General features: G+C 55.1%; 16 protein-coding genes and 1 pseudogene. 14 read left to right on the top strand and 3 right to left on the bottom strand.

What is annotated here, in order from left to right:
• Positions 1-152: 152 nt before the first annotated feature.
• The 5 genes from ACN9MZ_RS26165 (at position 153) to ACN9MZ_RS26145 (ending at position 7,669) form a co-directional block, all read left to right on the top strand.
• Positions 153-3,047, top strand: a complete 2,895-nt coding sequence (locus ACN9MZ_RS26165; RefSeq protein ID WP_426339739.1) for a ribonucleoside-diphosphate reductase subunit alpha — start codon at positions 153-155, stop codon at positions 3,045-3,047.
• A gap of 172 nt (positions 3,048-3,219) precedes the next feature.
• Positions 3,220-4,326 (top strand): ribonucleotide-diphosphate reductase subunit beta, encoded by a 1,107-nt coding sequence (locus tag ACN9MZ_RS26160; RefSeq protein WP_426339738.1) that lies wholly within the window; start codon positions 3,220-3,222, stop codon positions 4,324-4,326.
• A 160-nt stretch (positions 4,327-4,486) separates the two neighbouring features.
• Positions 4,487-4,711 (top strand): DUF2188 domain-containing protein, encoded by a 225-nt coding sequence (locus tag ACN9MZ_RS26155; RefSeq protein WP_426339737.1) that lies wholly within the window; start codon positions 4,487-4,489, stop codon positions 4,709-4,711.
• Positions 4,712-4,897: 186 nt separating this feature from the next.
• Positions 4,898-6,147 (top strand): IS3 family transposase gene (locus ACN9MZ_RS26150; protein ID WP_426338948.1). Its coding sequence is split into 2 segments (ribosomal slippage): positions 4,898-5,183 and positions 5,183-6,147, totalling 1,251 coding nucleotides; the frame shifts between segments, so codons are not numbered across the junction.
• A 463-nt stretch (positions 6,148-6,610) separates the two neighbouring features.
• Positions 6,611-7,669, top strand: coding sequence for a TniQ family protein (locus ACN9MZ_RS26145; RefSeq protein WP_426339736.1), 1,059 nt, complete (start codon positions 6,611-6,613; stop codon positions 7,667-7,669).
• Between the two features lie 27 nt (positions 7,670-7,696).
• Here the strand turns inward: ACN9MZ_RS26145 and ACN9MZ_RS26140 are convergent.
• A pseudogene (locus ACN9MZ_RS26140) lies at positions 7,697-9,175 on the bottom strand (IS3 family transposase).
• A gap of 255 nt (positions 9,176-9,430) precedes the next feature.
• On the opposite strand from ACN9MZ_RS26140, the gene ACN9MZ_RS26135 reads away from it, so the two are divergent.
• The 9 genes from ACN9MZ_RS26135 to ACN9MZ_RS26095 all read left to right on the top strand — a co-directional run bounded on the left by ACN9MZ_RS26135 (position 9,431) and on the right by ACN9MZ_RS26095 (position 15,071).
• A complete protein-coding gene (locus tag ACN9MZ_RS26135; protein WP_426339735.1) occupies positions 9,431-10,201 on the top strand; it encodes a hypothetical protein in 771 nt (256 codons plus the stop codon).
• Positions 10,202-10,317: 116 nt separating this feature from the next.
• Positions 10,318-10,539 (top strand): hypothetical protein, encoded by a 222-nt coding sequence (locus ACN9MZ_RS26130; RefSeq protein ID WP_426339734.1) that lies wholly within the window; start codon positions 10,318-10,320, stop codon positions 10,537-10,539.
• Between the two features lie 571 nt (positions 10,540-11,110).
• Positions 11,111-11,479, top strand: coding sequence for an effector-associated constant component EACC1 (locus ACN9MZ_RS26125; protein WP_426339733.1), 369 nt, complete (start codon positions 11,111-11,113; stop codon positions 11,477-11,479).
• Between the two features lie 332 nt (positions 11,480-11,811).
• Positions 11,812-12,093 (top strand): hypothetical protein, encoded by a 282-nt coding sequence (locus ACN9MZ_RS26120; protein WP_426339732.1) that lies wholly within the window; start codon positions 11,812-11,814, stop codon positions 12,091-12,093.
• Positions 12,094-12,161: 68 nt separating this feature from the next.
• Positions 12,162-12,584, top strand: a complete 423-nt coding sequence (locus ACN9MZ_RS26115; RefSeq protein WP_426339731.1) for a hypothetical protein — start codon at positions 12,162-12,164, stop codon at positions 12,582-12,584.
• A gap of 27 nt (positions 12,585-12,611) precedes the next feature.
• Positions 12,612-12,839, top strand: coding sequence for a hypothetical protein (locus ACN9MZ_RS26110; protein WP_426339730.1), 228 nt, complete (start codon positions 12,612-12,614; stop codon positions 12,837-12,839).
• 69 nt (positions 12,840-12,908) lie between these two features.
• Entirely contained in the window at positions 12,909-13,781 is an 873-nt protein-coding gene (locus ACN9MZ_RS26105) for a hypothetical protein (protein ID WP_426339729.1), read from the top strand.
• Positions 13,782-13,995: 214 nt separating this feature from the next.
• On the top strand, positions 13,996-14,619 hold the full coding sequence (locus tag ACN9MZ_RS26100; protein ID WP_426339728.1) for a hypothetical protein: 624 nt from the start codon (positions 13,996-13,998) through the stop codon (positions 14,617-14,619).
• Positions 14,620-14,897: 278 nt separating this feature from the next.
• The gene (locus ACN9MZ_RS26095) at positions 14,898-15,071 is read left to right on the top strand and encodes a hypothetical protein (protein WP_426339727.1); all 174 of its coding nucleotides are present in this window, start codon (positions 14,898-14,900) and stop codon (positions 15,069-15,071) included.
• A 44-nt stretch (positions 15,072-15,115) separates the two neighbouring features.
• Here the strand turns inward: ACN9MZ_RS26095 and ACN9MZ_RS26090 are convergent, their stop codons facing one another.
• Positions 15,116-16,087: a hypothetical protein gene (locus ACN9MZ_RS26090; RefSeq protein ID WP_426339726.1), complete on the bottom strand. Its 972-nt coding sequence runs from the start codon at positions 16,085-16,087 to the stop codon at positions 15,116-15,118.
• Positions 16,088-16,412: 325 nt separating this feature from the next.
• Positions 16,413-16,637, bottom strand: a complete 225-nt coding sequence (locus ACN9MZ_RS26085) for a helix-turn-helix domain-containing protein (protein ID WP_426339725.1) — start codon at positions 16,635-16,637, stop codon at positions 16,413-16,415.
• Positions 16,638-16,724: the final 87 nt, after the last annotated feature.

Here is a 16,724-nt window from a genome sequence, read left to right as displayed (position 1 = left end):
TGGGGGATATCAAAAGTCAATAAGAAAACGTGGTCTAAACGAAAAAATTTCACCTTGTACGATCCGAATCACGTCACTACAATTAGTGGGCAGAATTCGATGGTCCACTAGATATAGTGGCCATTAACAAATACTGAATACGCGGAGCATAAATGCAATCTACTCAAGATATTTCCACCACTCAGGCGCCTCAAGGTCCTGTTTCCGCCGGCGAGACTGCCGGCGGTGTCGCTGTTTCCGCTAGCCAAATGGCCGACTACCGCATCATCCGCCGCAACGGCGCCGTGGTCGCTTTCGAGCCATCCAAGATCGCCGTGGCAATGACCAAGGCCTTCCTGGCAGTAAACGGCGGCCAGGGTGCGGCTTCCGCCCGCATCCGCGAACTGGTGGAAGAATTGACCAAGAACGTGGTGAGCGCCCTGATGCGCCGCCAGCCAGCCGGCGGCACCTTCCATATCGAAGACGTGCAGGACCAGGTTGAGCTGGCCCTGATGCGCTCCGGCGAACATGACGTGGCACGCTCCTACGTGCTGTACCGCGCCAAGCATATGGAAGAGCGCCGTCTGAAGAAAGAGGCAGCCGGCGCCACGGCGACCGCTGAACCGCAGATCAATGTCACCGAGAACGGCGTGGCCCGTCCGCTGGTGATGCAGGAAGTGCGCGACCTGATCGGCGCGGCCTGCAAAGGCCTGGAAAAGCACGTCGATGCCGACGCCATCCTGGCCGAAACCATGAAGAACCTGTACGACGGCGTGCCGGTCGAAGAACTGCACAAGTCCGCCATCCTGGCTGCCCGTGCGCTGATGGAAAAGGACCCGGCCTACTCCCAGGTGACCGCCCGCATCCTGCTGCACACCATCCGCAAGGAAGTGTTCGGCAAGGAAGTGCCGCAAGCCGGCGCTGCTGCCGCCTACATCGAGTACTTCCCACAGTACATCGCCAAGGGGATTGCCGCTGAACTGCTGAACGAAGAACTGGGCAAGTTCGACCTGGCCAAGCTGGCCAAGGCCCTGGTGGCCGACCGCGACCTGCAGTTCGGCTACATCGGCCTGCAGACCCTGTACGACCGTTACTTCCTGCACGTGCGCGATGTGCGCATCGAAATGCCGCAGGCCTTCTACATGCGTGTCGCCATGGGCCTGGCCCTGAACGAAACCGACCGCGAAGCACGCGCCATCGAGTTCTACAACCTGCTGTCGACCTTCGACTTCATGTCGTCGACCCCCACCCTGTTCAACTCCGGCACCCAGCGTTCGCAACTGTCCTCCTGCTACCTGACCACTGTGTCCGACGACCTGGAAGGCATCTACGACGCCATCAAGGAAAACGCACTGCTGGCCAAGTTCGCCGGCGGCCTGGGTAACGACTGGACCCCGGTGCGTGCACTGGGCGCCCACATCAAGGGCACCAACGGCAAGTCGCAAGGCGTGGTTCCGTTCCTGAAAGTGGTGAACGACACCGCCGTGGCAGTGAACCAGGGCGGCAAGCGCAAAGGCGCCGTCTGCGCCTACCTGGAAACCTGGCACATGGACATCGAGGAGTTCCTCGACCTGCGCAAGAACACCGGCGACGACCGCCGCCGCACCCACGACATGAACACCGCGAACTGGATTCCGGACATGTTCATGAAGCGCGTGATGGAAAAGGGCACCTGGACCCTGTTCTCGCCATCCGACGTGCCTGACCTGCACGACAAGTTCGGCAAGGAATTCGAAGAAGCCTACCTGGGCTACGAAGCTAAGGCAGCCAACGGCGAGCTGCGCCTGTTCAAAAAGATCGAAGCGCTGGACCTGTGGCGCAAGATGCTGTCGATGCTGTTCGAAACCGGTCACCCATGGATCACCTTCAAGGACCCATGCAACATCCGTTCGCCGCAGCAGCACGTGGGCGTTGTTCACTCGTCGAACCTGTGCACCGAGATCACCCTGAACACCAATGCCGACGAAATCGCCGTCTGCAACCTGGGTTCCGTGAACCTGCCGGCCCACATGAAGGAAGGCAAGATCGACCACGTCAAGCTGCAGAAGACCATCCGCACCGCAATGCGCATGCTGGACAACGTGATCGACATCAACTACTACGCAGTTGAGAAAGCACGCAACGCCAATATGCGCCACCGTCCGGTCGGCCTGGGCGTGATGGGCTTCCAGGACTGTCTGCACATGATGCGCGTGCCGTACGCCTCGATGGAAGCAGTGAGCTTCGCCGATACCTCGATGGAAGCAGTGTGCTACTACGCTTACCTGGCTTCGACCGAGCTGGCGGAAGAGCGCGGCCGTTACGAGTCGTACGAAGGTTCCCTGTGGTCGCGTGGCATCCTGCCGCAAGACTCCGTGCGCCTGCTGGCGGAACAGCGCGGCGGCTACCTGGAGCAGGACCTGTCGTCCGCGATGGACTGGACCCCGGTGCGCGAACGCATCGCCAAGTTCGGCATGCGCAACTCGAACTGCGTGGCGATCGCCCCGACCGCAACCATTTCGAACATCATCGGCGTGTCGGCTTGCATCGAACCGACCTTCCAGAACCTGTACGTGAAGTCCAACCTGTCCGGCGAATTCACCGAGATCAACGCCTACCTGGTGCGCGACCTGAAGGCACGCGACCTGTGGGACGAAGTGATGATCGCCGACCTGAAGTACTTCGACGGCTCGCTGAGCAAGATCGACCGTGCGCCGCAAGACCTGCGCGACATCTACGCCACCGCGTTTGAAGTGTCGCCAACCTGGCTGGTGGAAGCAGCATCGCGCCGCCAGAAGTGGATCGACCAGGCACAGTCGCTGAACATCTACATGGCAGGCGCCTCCGGCAAGAAACTGGACGAAACCTACAAGCTGGCCTGGCTGCGCGGCCTGAAGACTACCTACTACCTGCGTACCATCGCCGCCTCGCACATGGAGAAATCCACCACCCGCACCGGCGCCCTGAACGCCGTGTCCGCGAACGTGCCGGATGCCCCAGCAGCAGTGACTGCAGAGGTAACCGAAGGCGCCGCCTGCTACCTGCGTCCTGGTGACCCAGGTTTCGAGGAATGCGAAGCCTGCCAGTAATACAATAGTTATAGTGAAAACCGGTAATCCGGGGTCTGACCCAAGGGTCAGGCCCGCCTGAGCTCAGTTCGCAGCCACAAAAGTACTGCTGGCCGTTGAGCGGGCGGGTCAGGCCCTTGGGTCTGACCCTGGTTTACCGGGGTTGAAGAGTCAATCTAAGAGGAAAAAACAAATGCTATCCTGGGACGATGAAGCCGCGGCCGCACCGCGCCAAACCCCCCCACCGGGCGCCACTGCCGAAGCCACCGCCGAACAAGTCGCCCTGCGCGTGAACGCCGACGACAAGCGCGTCATCAACGGCCAGACCGACGTCAACCAGCTGGTGCCGTTCAAGTACAAATGGGCCTGGGACAAATACCTGGCCGGCTGCGCCAACCACTGGATGCCGCAGGAAGTGAACATGCAGCGCGACATCGAGCTGTGGAAGAACCCGAACGGACTGTCCGAAGACGAGCGCCGCCTGGTCAAGCGCAACCTGGGCTTCTTCGTCACCGCCGACTCGCTGGCAGCCAACAACATCGTGCTGGGCACCTACCGCCACATCACCGCACCTGAGTGCCGCCAGTACCTGCTGCGCCAGGCGTTCGAAGAGGCGATCCACACCCACGCCTACCAGTACATCGTCGAATCCCTGGGCCTGGACGAACAGGAAATCTTCAACGCCTACAACGAAGTAGCGTCGATCCGCGACAAGGACCAGTTCCTGATCCCGTTCATCAACGTGCTGACCGATCCGGCCTTCAAGACCGGTACCCTCGAGACCGACCAGCAACTGCTGAAGTCCCTGATCGTGTTCGCCTGCCTGATGGAAGGCCTGTTCTTCTACGTCGGTTTCACCCAGATCCTGGCGCTGGGCCGCCAGAACAAGATGACCGGCGCCGCTGAGCAGTACCAGTACATCCTGCGCGACGAATCGATGCACTGCAACTTCGGCATCGACCTGATCAACACCATCAAGCTGGAAAACCCGCACCTGTGGACCCCAGCCTTCAAGGAAGAGATCAAGGACCTGTTCCTGCAAGCCGTGGAACTGGAATACCGCTACGCGGAAGACACCATGCCACGTGGCGTGCTGGGCCTGAACGCAGCCATGTTCAAAGGCTACCTGCGCTTCATCGCCAACCGCCGCGCCACCCAGATCGGCCTGGAAACCCTGTTCGACCAGGACGAGAATCCATTCCCATGGATGTCGGAAATGATCGACCTGAAGAAGGAGCGCAACTTCTTCGAAACCCGCGTCACCGAGTACCAGACCGGTGGTGCGCTGAGCTGGGATTAAACCCCGCTACCTGCGTCGCGCGACATATAGTTTGAGCCAGGCGACGCATAGTTTGATACCGAACGACGCATAGTTTGGTACCAATCAAAGGCTTCGTTCTGTAGGTGCAGGTTCTGTAGCGAATTTTTGATGTGCAGTATGGTGTTCATGAGGAGATCATATGGCTGGCAAGAATCAACACGTAGTCCCACATAACGGCGGATGGGCGGTAAAGGGCGAAGGAAATTCGCGCGCAACATCTGTACATGGAACGCAGAAACAGGCAATCGATGCAGGACGGAGAGTCGCTGAGAATCAGGGAAGCGAATTGGTTATTCATCGACCTGATGGAAGGATCCGCGACAAGGATAGTCACGGATCCGATACGTTTCCACCTAAAGGTTGAGAAACTCTCGTTAATATTGTTTAGGCAATATACAAATTCTGCGACGTTGCCTTAGCAAGGAAATAAAAAATCCCTCATTCGAGGGATTTTTTATTCCACACGGGTTAATGGCTAATCCTTTGAGTATAGTGGTCCCCGAAATTGAGACAGTGGTTTAAGCTGTCGTCCGCGAAAGGATGATAGCAAATGAGTGAAGGTAAAAAACGCAGGGTGCATACGGCGGAATTCAAGGCCAAGGTGGGTCTGGAGGCGGTGCGCGGGGTTAAGACGGTCACGGAAATCGCGCAGGAGTACGGTGTACATCCTGTGCTGGTCGGTCAGTGGAAGAAAGAGATCCTGGAGAATGCCGGCGCACTGTTCGACGTCAAGCGCGGTCCCAAGCCGGTCGATGAAAGCAGCCCCGAGGACAAGCTGTATAGCGAGATTGGCAAGTTGAAGATGCAGGTGGATTGGCTTAAAAAAAAGCTAGGGGAATGAGTCCGGCGGAGCGGGCGCGATGGATCGAGCGGGACGACGAGATGCCACTGACGATGCAGTGCGAGCTGGCAAGCATTTCGCGCTCTTCGGTCTATCGACGAATGGAAGCTGCGGTGCGTGAGCAAAGTCTGACCGAAGAGGATAGCCAGTTGCGAGGCCTGATCGACGAGGAGTACACGAACCGGCCGTTCTATGGCAGCCGGCGCATGGTGGTGTTCCTACGAAGGCGTGGTTACTGCGTCAATCGCAAGCGCGTGCAGCGCCTGATGCGCGAAATGGGTCTGGCCGGCATGGCGCCAGGGCCGGAGACGAGCAAGCCGCATCCGGAGCACAAGGTTTATCCGTATCTGCTGCGCGGCGTGGCGGTCACGCGACCAAACCAGGTGTGGAGCACAGACCTGACGTATATCAGGCTGGCCCGGGGCTTCGCCTACCTGGTAGCGGTGATTGACTGGTACAGCCGCAAGGTGCTGTCCTGGCGCATCAGCAACAGCATGGACGCGTCGTTCTGCGTGGACTGCCTGGAGGATGCGCTGCGCCACTACGGCAGGCCTGAAGTGTTTAACAGCGATCAGGGATCGCAGTTCACCAGCACAGCCTTCACTGGTGTGCTGAAACGCGAAGGCGTGGCGATCAGCATGGACGGCCGCGGGCGGGCGCTGGACAACATCTTCGTGGAGCGCCTGTGGCGCAACGTGAAGTACGAGGACGTGTACCTGAAAGGGTATGCCAACATGGCGGAGCTGATGGTCGGCCTGGCGCAGTATTTTGCGTTCTACAACGCGGAGCGCCCGCATCAGGCGCTGGGTTATGAAACGCCGGATAGCGTCTACAAGTCGGGGATCGGTGGCGGTGCGCTGATCGTAGATAAATTTGGCGATGGTGAAGGCGAGCAGGAAAATTCTGGTATTGCGGGGCAGCGCCGTGCAGCTGTGACGTTGGAAATGGGCACAGCTTAAACTAAGCGACAAAGTGTCTTGACTGATGGGTCCACTTTAGGTTGCCGAAGATCGCCTCTATATTGAAGTTGAATGACGAGCTGGCTGGCCGAATTCCGATGAGATATGAGCTTCGTCAATTCTACCCAGGCTCGAAAAATAGCCCGGGCGAACTGGAGATCTTTCTTAATTCCTTGGGCATGATCGCTATTCAGAAAATCGGACTTAAAGGTTTTCCGCCGGGGGACGATGTGCTATTCGCAAATCAAGTTTATGCTGCCACACAAGGAATTCCACGGTACATAGCGAGGCTGATGCGCGTAGCCATCACGATTTCACTATCGTCAGGGAGTGAGTGGATCGATAAGGATGACTTTGCACTTGCCTGGGACAGTGGTATTTGCGTAAACAGCTGCTTACTGAAAGAAAATCCGTTTCGACTGGATGGACCCAACTTGGCTCGGTTAGTGAAGGCGAGTGTCAAATGAGCGGACGAGCTCTCCCAGTAACGCTCAAAGCAAGGCCGGGCGAGAGCGCTGGAGGATACCTGCTTCGTACGGCTGAAGCGAACGGTCACGTAAATGTTTATCAGATGCTGTCGGGCATTGGATTCAGATCGCATCGCTTAGCTCTAGCTGCAACGTTATCGGATCCAATGCGCTATATGGCGGTCGCAAAGGAACTTGGAATTGAATCCGAAGCGCAGAAGGTGGTTCTTCCACGTGCCGGAAGCACATGGGCGTCGCCGGTGAAATTGATGGACATGATTGTTCCTCAGGCGATGCTGCAAAACGACCTTGAGTGCTTTTGCCCTCGATGTTTGGAGGAAGAGCCATATTGGAGAAAGCAATGGCTGCTTCGGCCACTTGCCGTCTGCGTTGAACATGAGTGCCTTCTGATCAATGAATGCAGTGTTTGTTCTAAGCCGCTGAATTTGGCGCGCGGACGCCTTACCCTTTGTGGAACCTGTGGAACGCCTTTTCAGTCAATGGCGGAGGACCCGATCAATGTAAATCTGATTCAAGACTTTGTCACCCTTATGAAGCGGGCATCTGATGCAGCGCGTAGTGATGCCTGGTCCTTTTGGCGTGCGCATGAACAATTCGAAGGCCCTGGCAATACGCCTGCGCAAAATTTCCGTCGAACTTGTTTAACCCTTGAATTCATGGTCGGAGGTGGCAGAGCGGTAAGACACATCGCTTCTGAAATCATGCACAGGTCATCTGGTCTTCATCCGCGTATTCATTTGGTGCCGTTTCTTACGGCATCGCCAAGTTGCGCCGGTTGGGCCGAGGAAGTGATTTCGCTCCTGCCTCCACTTGATTATCCGTTATGTGGGAAAGATGGCCGGATTACGCTGAGTAAGACGGAGGCCTGCAGCGTTTTGGGAATATCTCAAGTTGTCCTCGAAACCTTGATCCGCAAGGGTACGATCAAGTGGCCCCTTGGAGGACGCCGGCAACAACACATTGCGGCAACAGAGATCTCTGAATACCTGAGATCTCGCCCGGAGCGTGTCAATGAATTTGAAACACCTTGTTGAATCGGCGAGAGTCTAAAACTCGGTTTATCAGGCAGCTTTTTTCTCCATGGTTGGTGGGTTGATCCAGGCAGCCGTGGGCAGTTTCTGCGGCTGCGGCATGCGGTGTTTAAAACGGCTTGGCGTGCGCTGGAAGGCGGTTGCCAATGTCGCTTGGCGTTGCTGGTGCACTTCAGCGGCGCGGCCCGTGTGGACGCTCTCAGGCGTCATCATGCCAATGCCGGAATGGCGGTGCTGCTGGTTGTACCATTTGAAGAACGCGGCGCAGTGTACGCGCGCATCGGCCAGCGAACCAAAGCTTGCCGGGAAATCCGGCTGGTACTTCATGGTCTTGAACTGCGACTCCGAGTACGGATTGTCATCGGAGACGTAAGGTCTGCTGTGTGATTTGGCGATCCCAAGATCGGACAGCAGAGTGGCCACTGGCTTTGAACGCATGCTGCTGCCCCGATCGGCGTGCAAGGTCAGCGCGCCTGGGGGCGATGCATTCCTTGGCTGCGGTGTCGGCAATGAGCTGCTCGGCCAGTTCGGCAGTTTCCTGCTCGGCCACCATCCAGCCGACGACGTAACGGCTGAAGATGTCGAGGATGACGTACAGGTGGAAGCAGGTGCCGCGGACCGGCCCCTTCAACTTGGTAATGTCCCAGCTCCAGACTTGGTTCGGCACCACGGCCAGCAATTCCGGCTTGGTGTACTCGGGGTGGCGCAGCTGGTTGCGGCGCTCGCGTACAGCGGCGCAGCCTTGCAACAAGCGGTACATGGTGCGCACTGATGCGACATAGCGCCCTTCATCGAGCAACTGGGCGTGAATGGCCGCCGGCGCGCAATTGGCGAAGCGCGGGCTGTTGAGCAAGTCGAGCACGACGCGGCGCTCCAGTTCCGACAACGCCAATGGTGGGCGCTTGCGTGGCGCGATAGCGGTTGATAGCGGCAGCGGGCAAACGTTCCGCGCAACGCGATTCCGATAGAAAGCGCTGCGTGGTAGGCGCAATGCATGACACGCGGCGCTCACGCCGACCCGGTCAGCCAGACTATTGGCAGCGCTGATCACTTCGGCTCGCTGGGCGTGTCGCTGGTATCGAGCCCCAGCAGAGTGGAAAGTTTTTTTTGGACGTCGATGATCAAGTCCGCCTTGACCAGCTTGGCACGCAAGCGCTCAACTTCCTTCTCCAATGCCTGGATACGGCGTGCCTCGGCGGCGCTGGCATCGACCTTCGGTCCGCGCTTACGCTCCAAAGCGGCAGTTTCGTTGGCTTGCTGCCGCTGCTTTCGCCACGTGGCCAGATGGGATGAGTAAATACCTTCCCGACGTAACAAGGCGCCGATGTCACCGGGTGCTACGCAGGCGTCAGCCGCTGCCAGGATGCGCAATTTCTCAGCCTTGGAGAAGGTGCGCCGCTTGGCGGCAGGAACAACCTCGGGGTCGGGGCGCAGGGCATCGGCGGCCGGTGCGTCGTTAGTGTTGTCGGGGGCTACTGGAGTGCTAATTTGATGCTTTCGATTGTGCATAATAGGAACCTACCGCTGTACTCTAAATTAATCGGGTAGGTGTCTCAAGTTATATTGGCACAGGGGGGCCGCACCGAGAGCGGAGCGGAACTGGTGGCAACGCCACGTCCGATCGAGCGAGAGTCGCATGAATGGGCCGATATATTAGCCACCTCGTCGAAGTTGCAGGTCCACCCCGACGTCGTGAGATCACTCGTTCACGATGGATGGCTCAAAGGAACGTCCTGCATGATTGGAAAGTGCCGAAAGACAGTCGTGCCACTAGAAGTCATTAAAGACTTTGATGCGGCGTTCGTCCTGGTGGGGCCATTGGCTAAGCTTTGGGGCGTAAATCCGACTAACCTTAAAGAGAAACTGCAATCGATAGGTATTCATCCCGTTGCTGGACCTGGCATCGATGGTGTCCTGACCTCGCTATTTAGAAGAGAAGATGTCCGAAGCCTGGACCCACAAACGATTATCGATATAGTCGACTATCCAACGAAGACGGGACGTCGGCCCGATCGTGAACGTCTTCGCATGACGCCAGCCAGATTTTTAAGTTCGAATGACGTCTCGGCCATACTGCAAATCAGTGAACTAAGGGTGGCAACCTTGGTCCGGAAAGGCATCCTTTCAAAGGTGCCGAATTCGCGACCCAGCCGCATCGAGCGAGACTCGGTTGCCCGCCTTCAACGATTGCTTGCCAGTCCTGATTGGACACGTCTTGATGATGCGGCCGAGCGTGTTGGCTGCAGTGTCACGGTGTTTCGAAATACTTGGGTAAAGAGCGGAGTAGTTCGCGTTAGAGACCTTGGCCCTTGGAAGATTGTAAGAACTCGTGAAGTCCTCCATGTACTTGATTTGCAAAGTGAGTACGTAACTGCTTCCCAGGCAGGGAAATCACTTGGAACTCACCGGAGCCATGTCCGGAATCTTGAGCGAGGTGGGCGGATCGAAAGCGTCGAAGTCGGCGATTCGCCCACTTTGAAGCTCTATAGGCGAAAGGATGTCGAAGAGCGGCGAGACGACACATCTCGCAAATAGGTGCCAAAGAGCTATTGAAGTTGCCATTTTTGCCCCTATTTTAAGGTGGCCAGTGACCGCTGTGGCTGGCAGCATTTGATAGGAAGGCAGCCTCCAATTTAACCATTGGAGGATCGATGTCTTTGAAAAAGCATGGCGCGAGTATCGGCAAAGCGCTACTCGCGCATTTCGTAAATAACGCATGGCTGTATGTTCAACTGATTGGAGCTCTATTAAAAGAAGACTATCCGACCGCACTCTCGTGGCTCAAGGCGTTGTGCATTCGCACGGCCATCAAGCTGATTCCAAAACTGATCAAGTCCAGAAAAAGGGCTGTACGTGAAAACAACTGTGACTAAGCACTTCGCGCAGTAACCCTATCTAGCCAGGAGGTTGAACCTCCAAACCGACGGGCGTCGAGCAGACGGAGGCCCGAAGCGGTATCACAGCTAGGACAAACCAACAACAAATACCAAATCATTCAGTGCATTTTTCAGCGGTAGTGGACACGAAGAACAACATCGCCGCCGAAGGTGGGATGGCGACCTCCTATGCCGTCGCTGAACGCAAGCTGAATAGGGTCATAGATACAGGAGGTTGCGAGGATTACTTCTCGCGTATGCTCCTTCCTGACCTAATGGCAGAGGATTACTCCTCACGAGATCGTATTTATTTGCTCTATAAGGAGCTTGCCGAACTCGCGGAGTCCTTTGACTACACAAGCTATGCACTTGAGCTCCGAAAGAAGTTTGAGGTCTACTGCATATTTTTGGTACTGGTGTTTAAGGTGCAAGACCAACCACCTAGGCACTACGACGCAAGTCGTTGTCCGAAATTTAGTCTGATTTCCAAGTTTGGTCCCAGTGAGCGAGGTCCACCCTTGCCAGCCCCCAAAGCTCCTCCTGACTCCAAACGCAAAGTGCAAAATAAATGATGCAAACTGAATCCTCCTTGCCAGTACATCTCTTCAAAGATAGCTTTAAACCCTTCTTGCTACTGCTTAATGAGCACAAGATCCAATATCGCATCCAATCTCAAAGGTCCGGGATTCAAGCCGGGCCCGGCGGGGTCTTGGAGATCATCCAAGCTGTCGGAGCAGCCTCAATCTGGGCGTCACTGGCCTCGGTGATCGTGGCGTACATTAATAGCCAGCGGTCCCGCAAAGTGATCATTACAATGAAGGACAACACGGTGGTACATGCTGAAGGTTTGACTTTGAAAGAGCTGGAGCAGGTCCTAGGACGCACAAAATCGCTCACAGCTTTGGATGCCAAGAATGCGGACGAGGAGCAGCCTTAAGCAAAGTAGTCGGCCCAGATCTGAATTTGACTGCAAGAGTTTTCCGGCCTTATATTTGACCAGTTCGTCGGGATTCTTCATGAGTAATCGTGAATACAAGCGACGACGTACGCTTCAACGTCGGAGAACCGCGTACCGCCCTGTACGTTTGATTTTTACTCCTGAGGATAAAGCGTGGCTCGACATGCGGCCTGTGGGGCGAGAATTTGGCGACAGAGGATTTTATGGGCCGAGCGAGAAGTGTTCGTCTGCACGCATGCATTGGCGGACTCGTTCCGTAATGCCGGCGCAGAAGTACGCTTGGCCGACGAACTACCGTAACGAAGGAGAACATGGGCTACAAACACTCGATTGACCCATACGTGGTGATGTTAAAGCAGTCAGAGCGTAAAGCGATTGGTTATGGGTTGCTTGCTTTGTTAATTTTGGTGATTGCGATTTTCGTGACCAGCATGGATAGCGAGAGGGCCGGGCAGTTGGCACCAGCGGTTGATCGGATACGCTACACGATCGCACTCGGACTAGTGTGCGGATGCGGCCTTTTCGCCTTGTTGTCACTCTGGTACATCGGTAAATATGCGTATTTCTTCAAATGGCCGGAACGCTTCGATTAAGTCATCAAGGAAATCTGCGCCTCTCCTGACATAGGAAACGGTGTTCGCTCGTCAACGAGCATATGAAAATGCGATTGATCATTGATGCTGCCAGCGCCGATCCAGGTCTCTTGGGGCCGAACGAAACGGAAGAAATGCACGCGATGGCCGACAGGCTGGATGCTGAACTAAACCTTATGCTGGCAAAGCGCATGAGCGCAACCAAGCGAATAACCGGGAATAAAATGGTACATATCGAACTTACTGAAGTTTGCAACGCATCGACGGCTGACTTTTCTGGCGAAGCGCCAATCACCGCGAAAATTCTCATTGATCTGACGCTCATCGCGACCGTTACCGATTCGGAAATCGAACTTGACAGGGGCGCAAAGGGAGCGCGCTTGGAGTTACGTGCTGCAGGTGGTGAACCACGGCGAACAATCGAGGTTTCCGAATCGTACACTGCAATTCGAGCGCTGATCGGAGCGCATTCGACTATTGTCACCGTCTAATCCACCACAGCAGGGGGAAACACCCATATGAGCACCCGCACCTTAGACGATGATTTCGATATTACACACAGCACCGCCGGCTGCGTAGGACAAGCCTACGAATGCGTGGCTGTGTTGATACGGCGTGCTGACAATTCAGTCGTCGGCAGCTACCGTGGCGAAGGCGCAACCGCCGCAAAGGCAGAGGCGGCGGCCCGTTCGAAAGCGAATGAAGCGTACTACGCGCTCCCGCTGCGCATCGATGGAACCGAATAAGGAAAATTTTGACGTAGAAATTGCGCCGTGGTGGCGCCCGAAACTGGCCGGAAGCCTCAAGGATAATAAATGGCAGCGATCGTTCCTGAGTTGGTAAATATGGCAACCGACCCTACCGTCTCGACGACAGATTTGCTACGCAAGGCACTTGTGGTCGCTCGGCGCTTGGCCGTGCCTGAGCTAATCGAATGGATCGACGGTGAGCTGAATGGATACAAGGACAGTAACATCCCTGCGTATCGGTCGCTGCGCGGGCAGTTGATGGCCCTCAACCCTATTAACGGCCCGATTCCGCTGATGATGCCAACCGCCGAGTCCTCTGAGCATATGACGTTGACCAAGGCTCGCCAGTCAATTCCAGAATTGGCGCAACTGGCTCAAAGTAGGCAAGGTGTGTTCTCGTTCTTCTCTGCTGAGATAGAGCACCGACTGATGCGAGGCATGGGGGTTCCGATGCGCCCTGTCATCAGTCTCTCAACAGTCCAAATTCACGGTATCGTTGAGAAAGTCCGCAGCCGCATCTTGGAATGGGCACTCGACTTGGAAGGGCGAGGCATATTGGGCGAAGGGATGACTTTCACTCTTCAGGAGAAGCAAATGGTTCAACAGATGCACTACCACTTCGGTGACGTGAACGGATCGCAGATTCAGATTGGGTCAAACAGCTCCACCCAGAACCAAGCCCAAGCGGTCGACATAGACGCCCTCAAAGCCCTGATTGAAGTTCTGCGAGGGGCAATCGACCGTAACGAGGTTGCTGGCGAAGCCGGAGACGAATTGCAAGCTGAACTAGCTACGTTGCAGGCCCAAGCTGCTTCGCCGAAACCCAAGTGGCAAGTCATCAAGGCGACGGCGAGCAGCATCAAATCGGTGCTGGAGAACGGAGCCGGTGGCATTCTCGCGGCACAAGCGCTGCCTTATCTAGCACCGTTCCTGGGCTAACATAAATGGCCCGGAAAATCGCGCCTTGAGGCGAACGATGCCGGGGAGGCTGCACAAGAAGTGCTACTTCGAGATGGACATGCGCAGCTCGAAAGAAAGGAAATAGCGCGAAACAAGCGCTGGGCTCGTGAGTCCGACTGCTTCGTAAGCATCTCATAACAAAGCGATTCAATGTTACATCGTTGAATCGCAAACACTAAGAAGAGTAGAGCGAATGAATGGCATACTGAATACAAGCTGGTTCCATGGAACTCAGCATCATATCGATATTGAGGCGTGGGCATTTCCACCGGGGACGCATCACAAGCCTGAGTTGGTCGCACACAGCGCTGTGTTCCTCACGACTGACAGGATTTTAGCAATGGGAGCTGGAGGGAAGCTCTACACGGCCAATATCAACCCGAGCGCTAAAGTTCTCGATTTGCGCATTCCCGGCAAAGAGAGCGAAGAGTTTAGGCGTGTCGCAATTCTTGGGAAACTTGGCAAGGATCATAGTTTCGCTAAAGCCGACTATTGGTCCGCTGCATGGCGACAAGGAAAGATGATGCGCTTTGCTAGTTCAAAGCCACATCACATTAAAGACCAAGAGCGAATAATGCAGGCCAAAGGCAAGTACGACGCGGGAGATCGATCTGAGGAAACAATTAGGTTGATGATCAAGGGCCAGAACCTAACGCGCGCATGGATCGAAGAAATTGTTAATGCTGGTCGCAAACTTGGTTATGACGCTTTAATTGGCACCGAACCAGACACCTACAGGCCCGGAGGAGCAGTCATTTGCGAAGTTCTGTTCGCATTGAATGCAAACGCTCTGACTGCTCCCGTTCATGTGTTGTAAAGCGTCCGGAAGCGCCTGTGGCCAGCCGCGAGCTGGGCTATAGCATTGAAGGGTGGATATTGCGTCCGCCTGGATACCCTGGCCACCGGACGCCGGATTAACGGTAAAAAATGAAAATGGTCAGTTCAACCGGAGGCTCTGGCCAGCTTATAGCGTTTCATTTGGCGACTGTTGTAACATGCGGCCTGACCTGTTGCGATTATCGGTTCTACTCTCTTGAGAGTCGGTCGATTCAGCCGATGTCGAATGGCGCTCAGCAGAATGGGTGAGTCCTCTCAATGCAAATCGAATCTATCAAGACAGTCGTTGAGCATCAAGCGATTCTTGACGAGATCGACGAACTTATGGACGCGAAGCTCGGCACTCCCGAGGGCGATCGCCTTATTGCGCTCGCAGCTCTAATTGAAGCATTCGAGGCCGAGAATTTCCCCATTGACTTGGAGAATGACTGAATCGTAACCAAATTCAATGCTGAACTGAACCTCTCAGCACCTGCTCACTTCGCTTCTGTCGTTTCCTCGGCAGAAACGGGCGTCACAATCTTGCCATAGTCATATATAGAGGCAGATACTACTTGCCGCTTTCCTGATATGGCAGTTGTCCAGAACGCTAGAAGATTCTGCGATTCGGTCGGCTTGTAGTCGGTGACGTCTGGATAGTCGCCTGGATGTTTCCGCTTATTAACCATTTCTTGAACGCTAAATCCACCAATCAGCAGGCAAACAAACAGTCCCCAAATAAACATGGCTTCCAACCACCATGGAAGCTCAGTAGCAAAACGTGGAGTGAAAGCAGACGCAACTGTGGACCATGAATACATGGTTGTGATGATGGCGGCGGACGCCACCATGGCCATCAGCCCGCCCGCAAAAATCGCTACGGCGGTGAAATTGGCTATTCGCTCAGATAGCGGAGCGTCGTTCTCCCTGCTCGTCCTTGCAAGTCCCCGCTTTTGACCGAACAGCCTGCCAGTCACCTCCACAGGAGCGCGAGAGTCGCCGGTGACGAAAAATCCATACTCGAACCATTCATCGGCATTTAGCCCGTCGAATCCAATCTCGTAGACCTTGTCGTCGACCTGATTCAGGGCCAGTTGAATCTCCTGTTTGCACTTTCGATCCCTTGTACCAAGAACCCTGACTTCGTCACCAAAATGGATTCGAATTGGGGCATCTTTCGAAATATGCTCGGCCAACAGTGGTCGCGTGCCCTTGTTCCAAAAACGGAGCGAAACGAAGTAGACATTTGAAATCGGTTCTTGATCAAGAGCCGCAAGGGTGAACGGCATACCTGGAAACGTTTCAATTACGATCTGCCTGGCGGTCACGTCCCAGGTCAACTCGAAGTTTTCTTTCTTGAACTTGGACCAAGTCCAGGTCGAAATCAGACGACCAATAATCGCCAAAACTGCGCCGATTGCCAGATGCAAAAGTTGTGTTTGTTCTAATGTTATGCCCAGAATTGTCATGGAACTTTACAGTAAGTAGTGAGGGGGCTCAGCTTGATGAAGATTTGCATTTGCCCATAGGTGTCTTTGGCTAAAGCCGAAGACACTTAGGAAGATACGAAATTCAGCGCAAGCTGAACGTGCAATTCGATTTATTTCTTTGCTAGCCTGCCTGGCTGCCAAGGCATTAACGAATGGACCCACGTTGCTGTTGACAGCTCTGACGAATTGGGGGCGTACGAGGGCGTGATGACGACAGTCAGAGGGCCAAAGTTCTTGACTTTTACGAAGTCAGACTCAGGCCTGTTAAGTGTAAGCCCATGGTTTTCCGGACGCTTTCAGCATGTTAGTTATCGCTCATGAGCTCAATTACATCGATCTCGAAGATCGCGGCCAATTTGCATAAAACGAGCAAGGATGGGTTTCCCACGCCACGCTCGACCTGGCTGATATAAGTTCGGTCCAATCCAGTACTGTGGGCGAGCTCTTCTTGCGACAGCTTCTTCTGGCGGCGTAATGCTTTAATGTTAAGCCCCAGTTGCTTGCGTATTTGATCGTAGTCGCGTCCCATGCAAGCGAGAATGCCCACTACGAGACTGACAATCCACGGACTATAATCTACAAAAATTGCCGAAACTCCTTTGTTGTAGATTATAAT

Origin of the sequence: Pseudoduganella sp. S-14 (assembly GCF_049913285.1) — a bacterium.
Taxonomy (GTDB): Bacteria; Pseudomonadota; Gammaproteobacteria; order Burkholderiales; family Burkholderiaceae_D; genus Rugamonas.
The sequence above is the reverse complement of the archived record's forward strand: the minus strand, read 5'-3'. Positions and strand labels throughout refer to the sequence as shown.

Coding starts and splice junctions, on each gene's coding strand:
- ACN9MZ_RS26165 (WP_426339739.1), top strand. CDS start 153: ATGCAATCTACTCAAGATATTTCCACCACTCAGGCGCCTCAAGGTCCT.
- ACN9MZ_RS26160 (WP_426339738.1), top strand. CDS start 3,220: ATGCTATCCTGGGACGATGAAGCCGCGGCCGCACCGCGCCAAACCCCC.
- ACN9MZ_RS26155 (WP_426339737.1), top strand. CDS start 4,487: ATGGCTGGCAAGAATCAACACGTAGTCCCACATAACGGCGGATGGGCG.
- ACN9MZ_RS26145 (WP_426339736.1), top strand. CDS start 6,611: ATGAGCGGACGAGCTCTCCCAGTAACGCTCAAAGCAAGGCCGGGCGAG.
- ACN9MZ_RS26130 (WP_426339734.1), top strand. CDS start 10,318: ATGTCTTTGAAAAAGCATGGCGCGAGTATCGGCAAAGCGCTACTCGCG.
- ACN9MZ_RS26125 (WP_426339733.1), top strand. CDS start 11,111: ATGATGCAAACTGAATCCTCCTTGCCAGTACATCTCTTCAAAGATAGC.
- ACN9MZ_RS26120 (WP_426339732.1), top strand. CDS start 11,812: ATGGGCTACAAACACTCGATTGACCCATACGTGGTGATGTTAAAGCAG.
- ACN9MZ_RS26115 (WP_426339731.1), top strand. CDS start 12,162: ATGCGATTGATCATTGATGCTGCCAGCGCCGATCCAGGTCTCTTGGGG.
- ACN9MZ_RS26110 (WP_426339730.1), top strand. CDS start 12,612: ATGAGCACCCGCACCTTAGACGATGATTTCGATATTACACACAGCACC.
- ACN9MZ_RS26105 (WP_426339729.1), top strand. CDS start 12,909: ATGGCAGCGATCGTTCCTGAGTTGGTAAATATGGCAACCGACCCTACC.
- ACN9MZ_RS26100 (WP_426339728.1), top strand. CDS start 13,996: ATGAATGGCATACTGAATACAAGCTGGTTCCATGGAACTCAGCATCAT.
- ACN9MZ_RS26095 (WP_426339727.1), top strand. CDS start 14,898: ATGCAAATCGAATCTATCAAGACAGTCGTTGAGCATCAAGCGATTCTT.
- ACN9MZ_RS26090 (WP_426339726.1), bottom strand. CDS start 16,087: ATGACAATTCTGGGCATAACATTAGAACAAACACAACTTTTGCATCTG.
- ACN9MZ_RS26085 (WP_426339725.1), bottom strand. CDS start 16,637: ATGGGACGCGACTACGATCAAATACGCAAGCAACTGGGGCTTAACATT.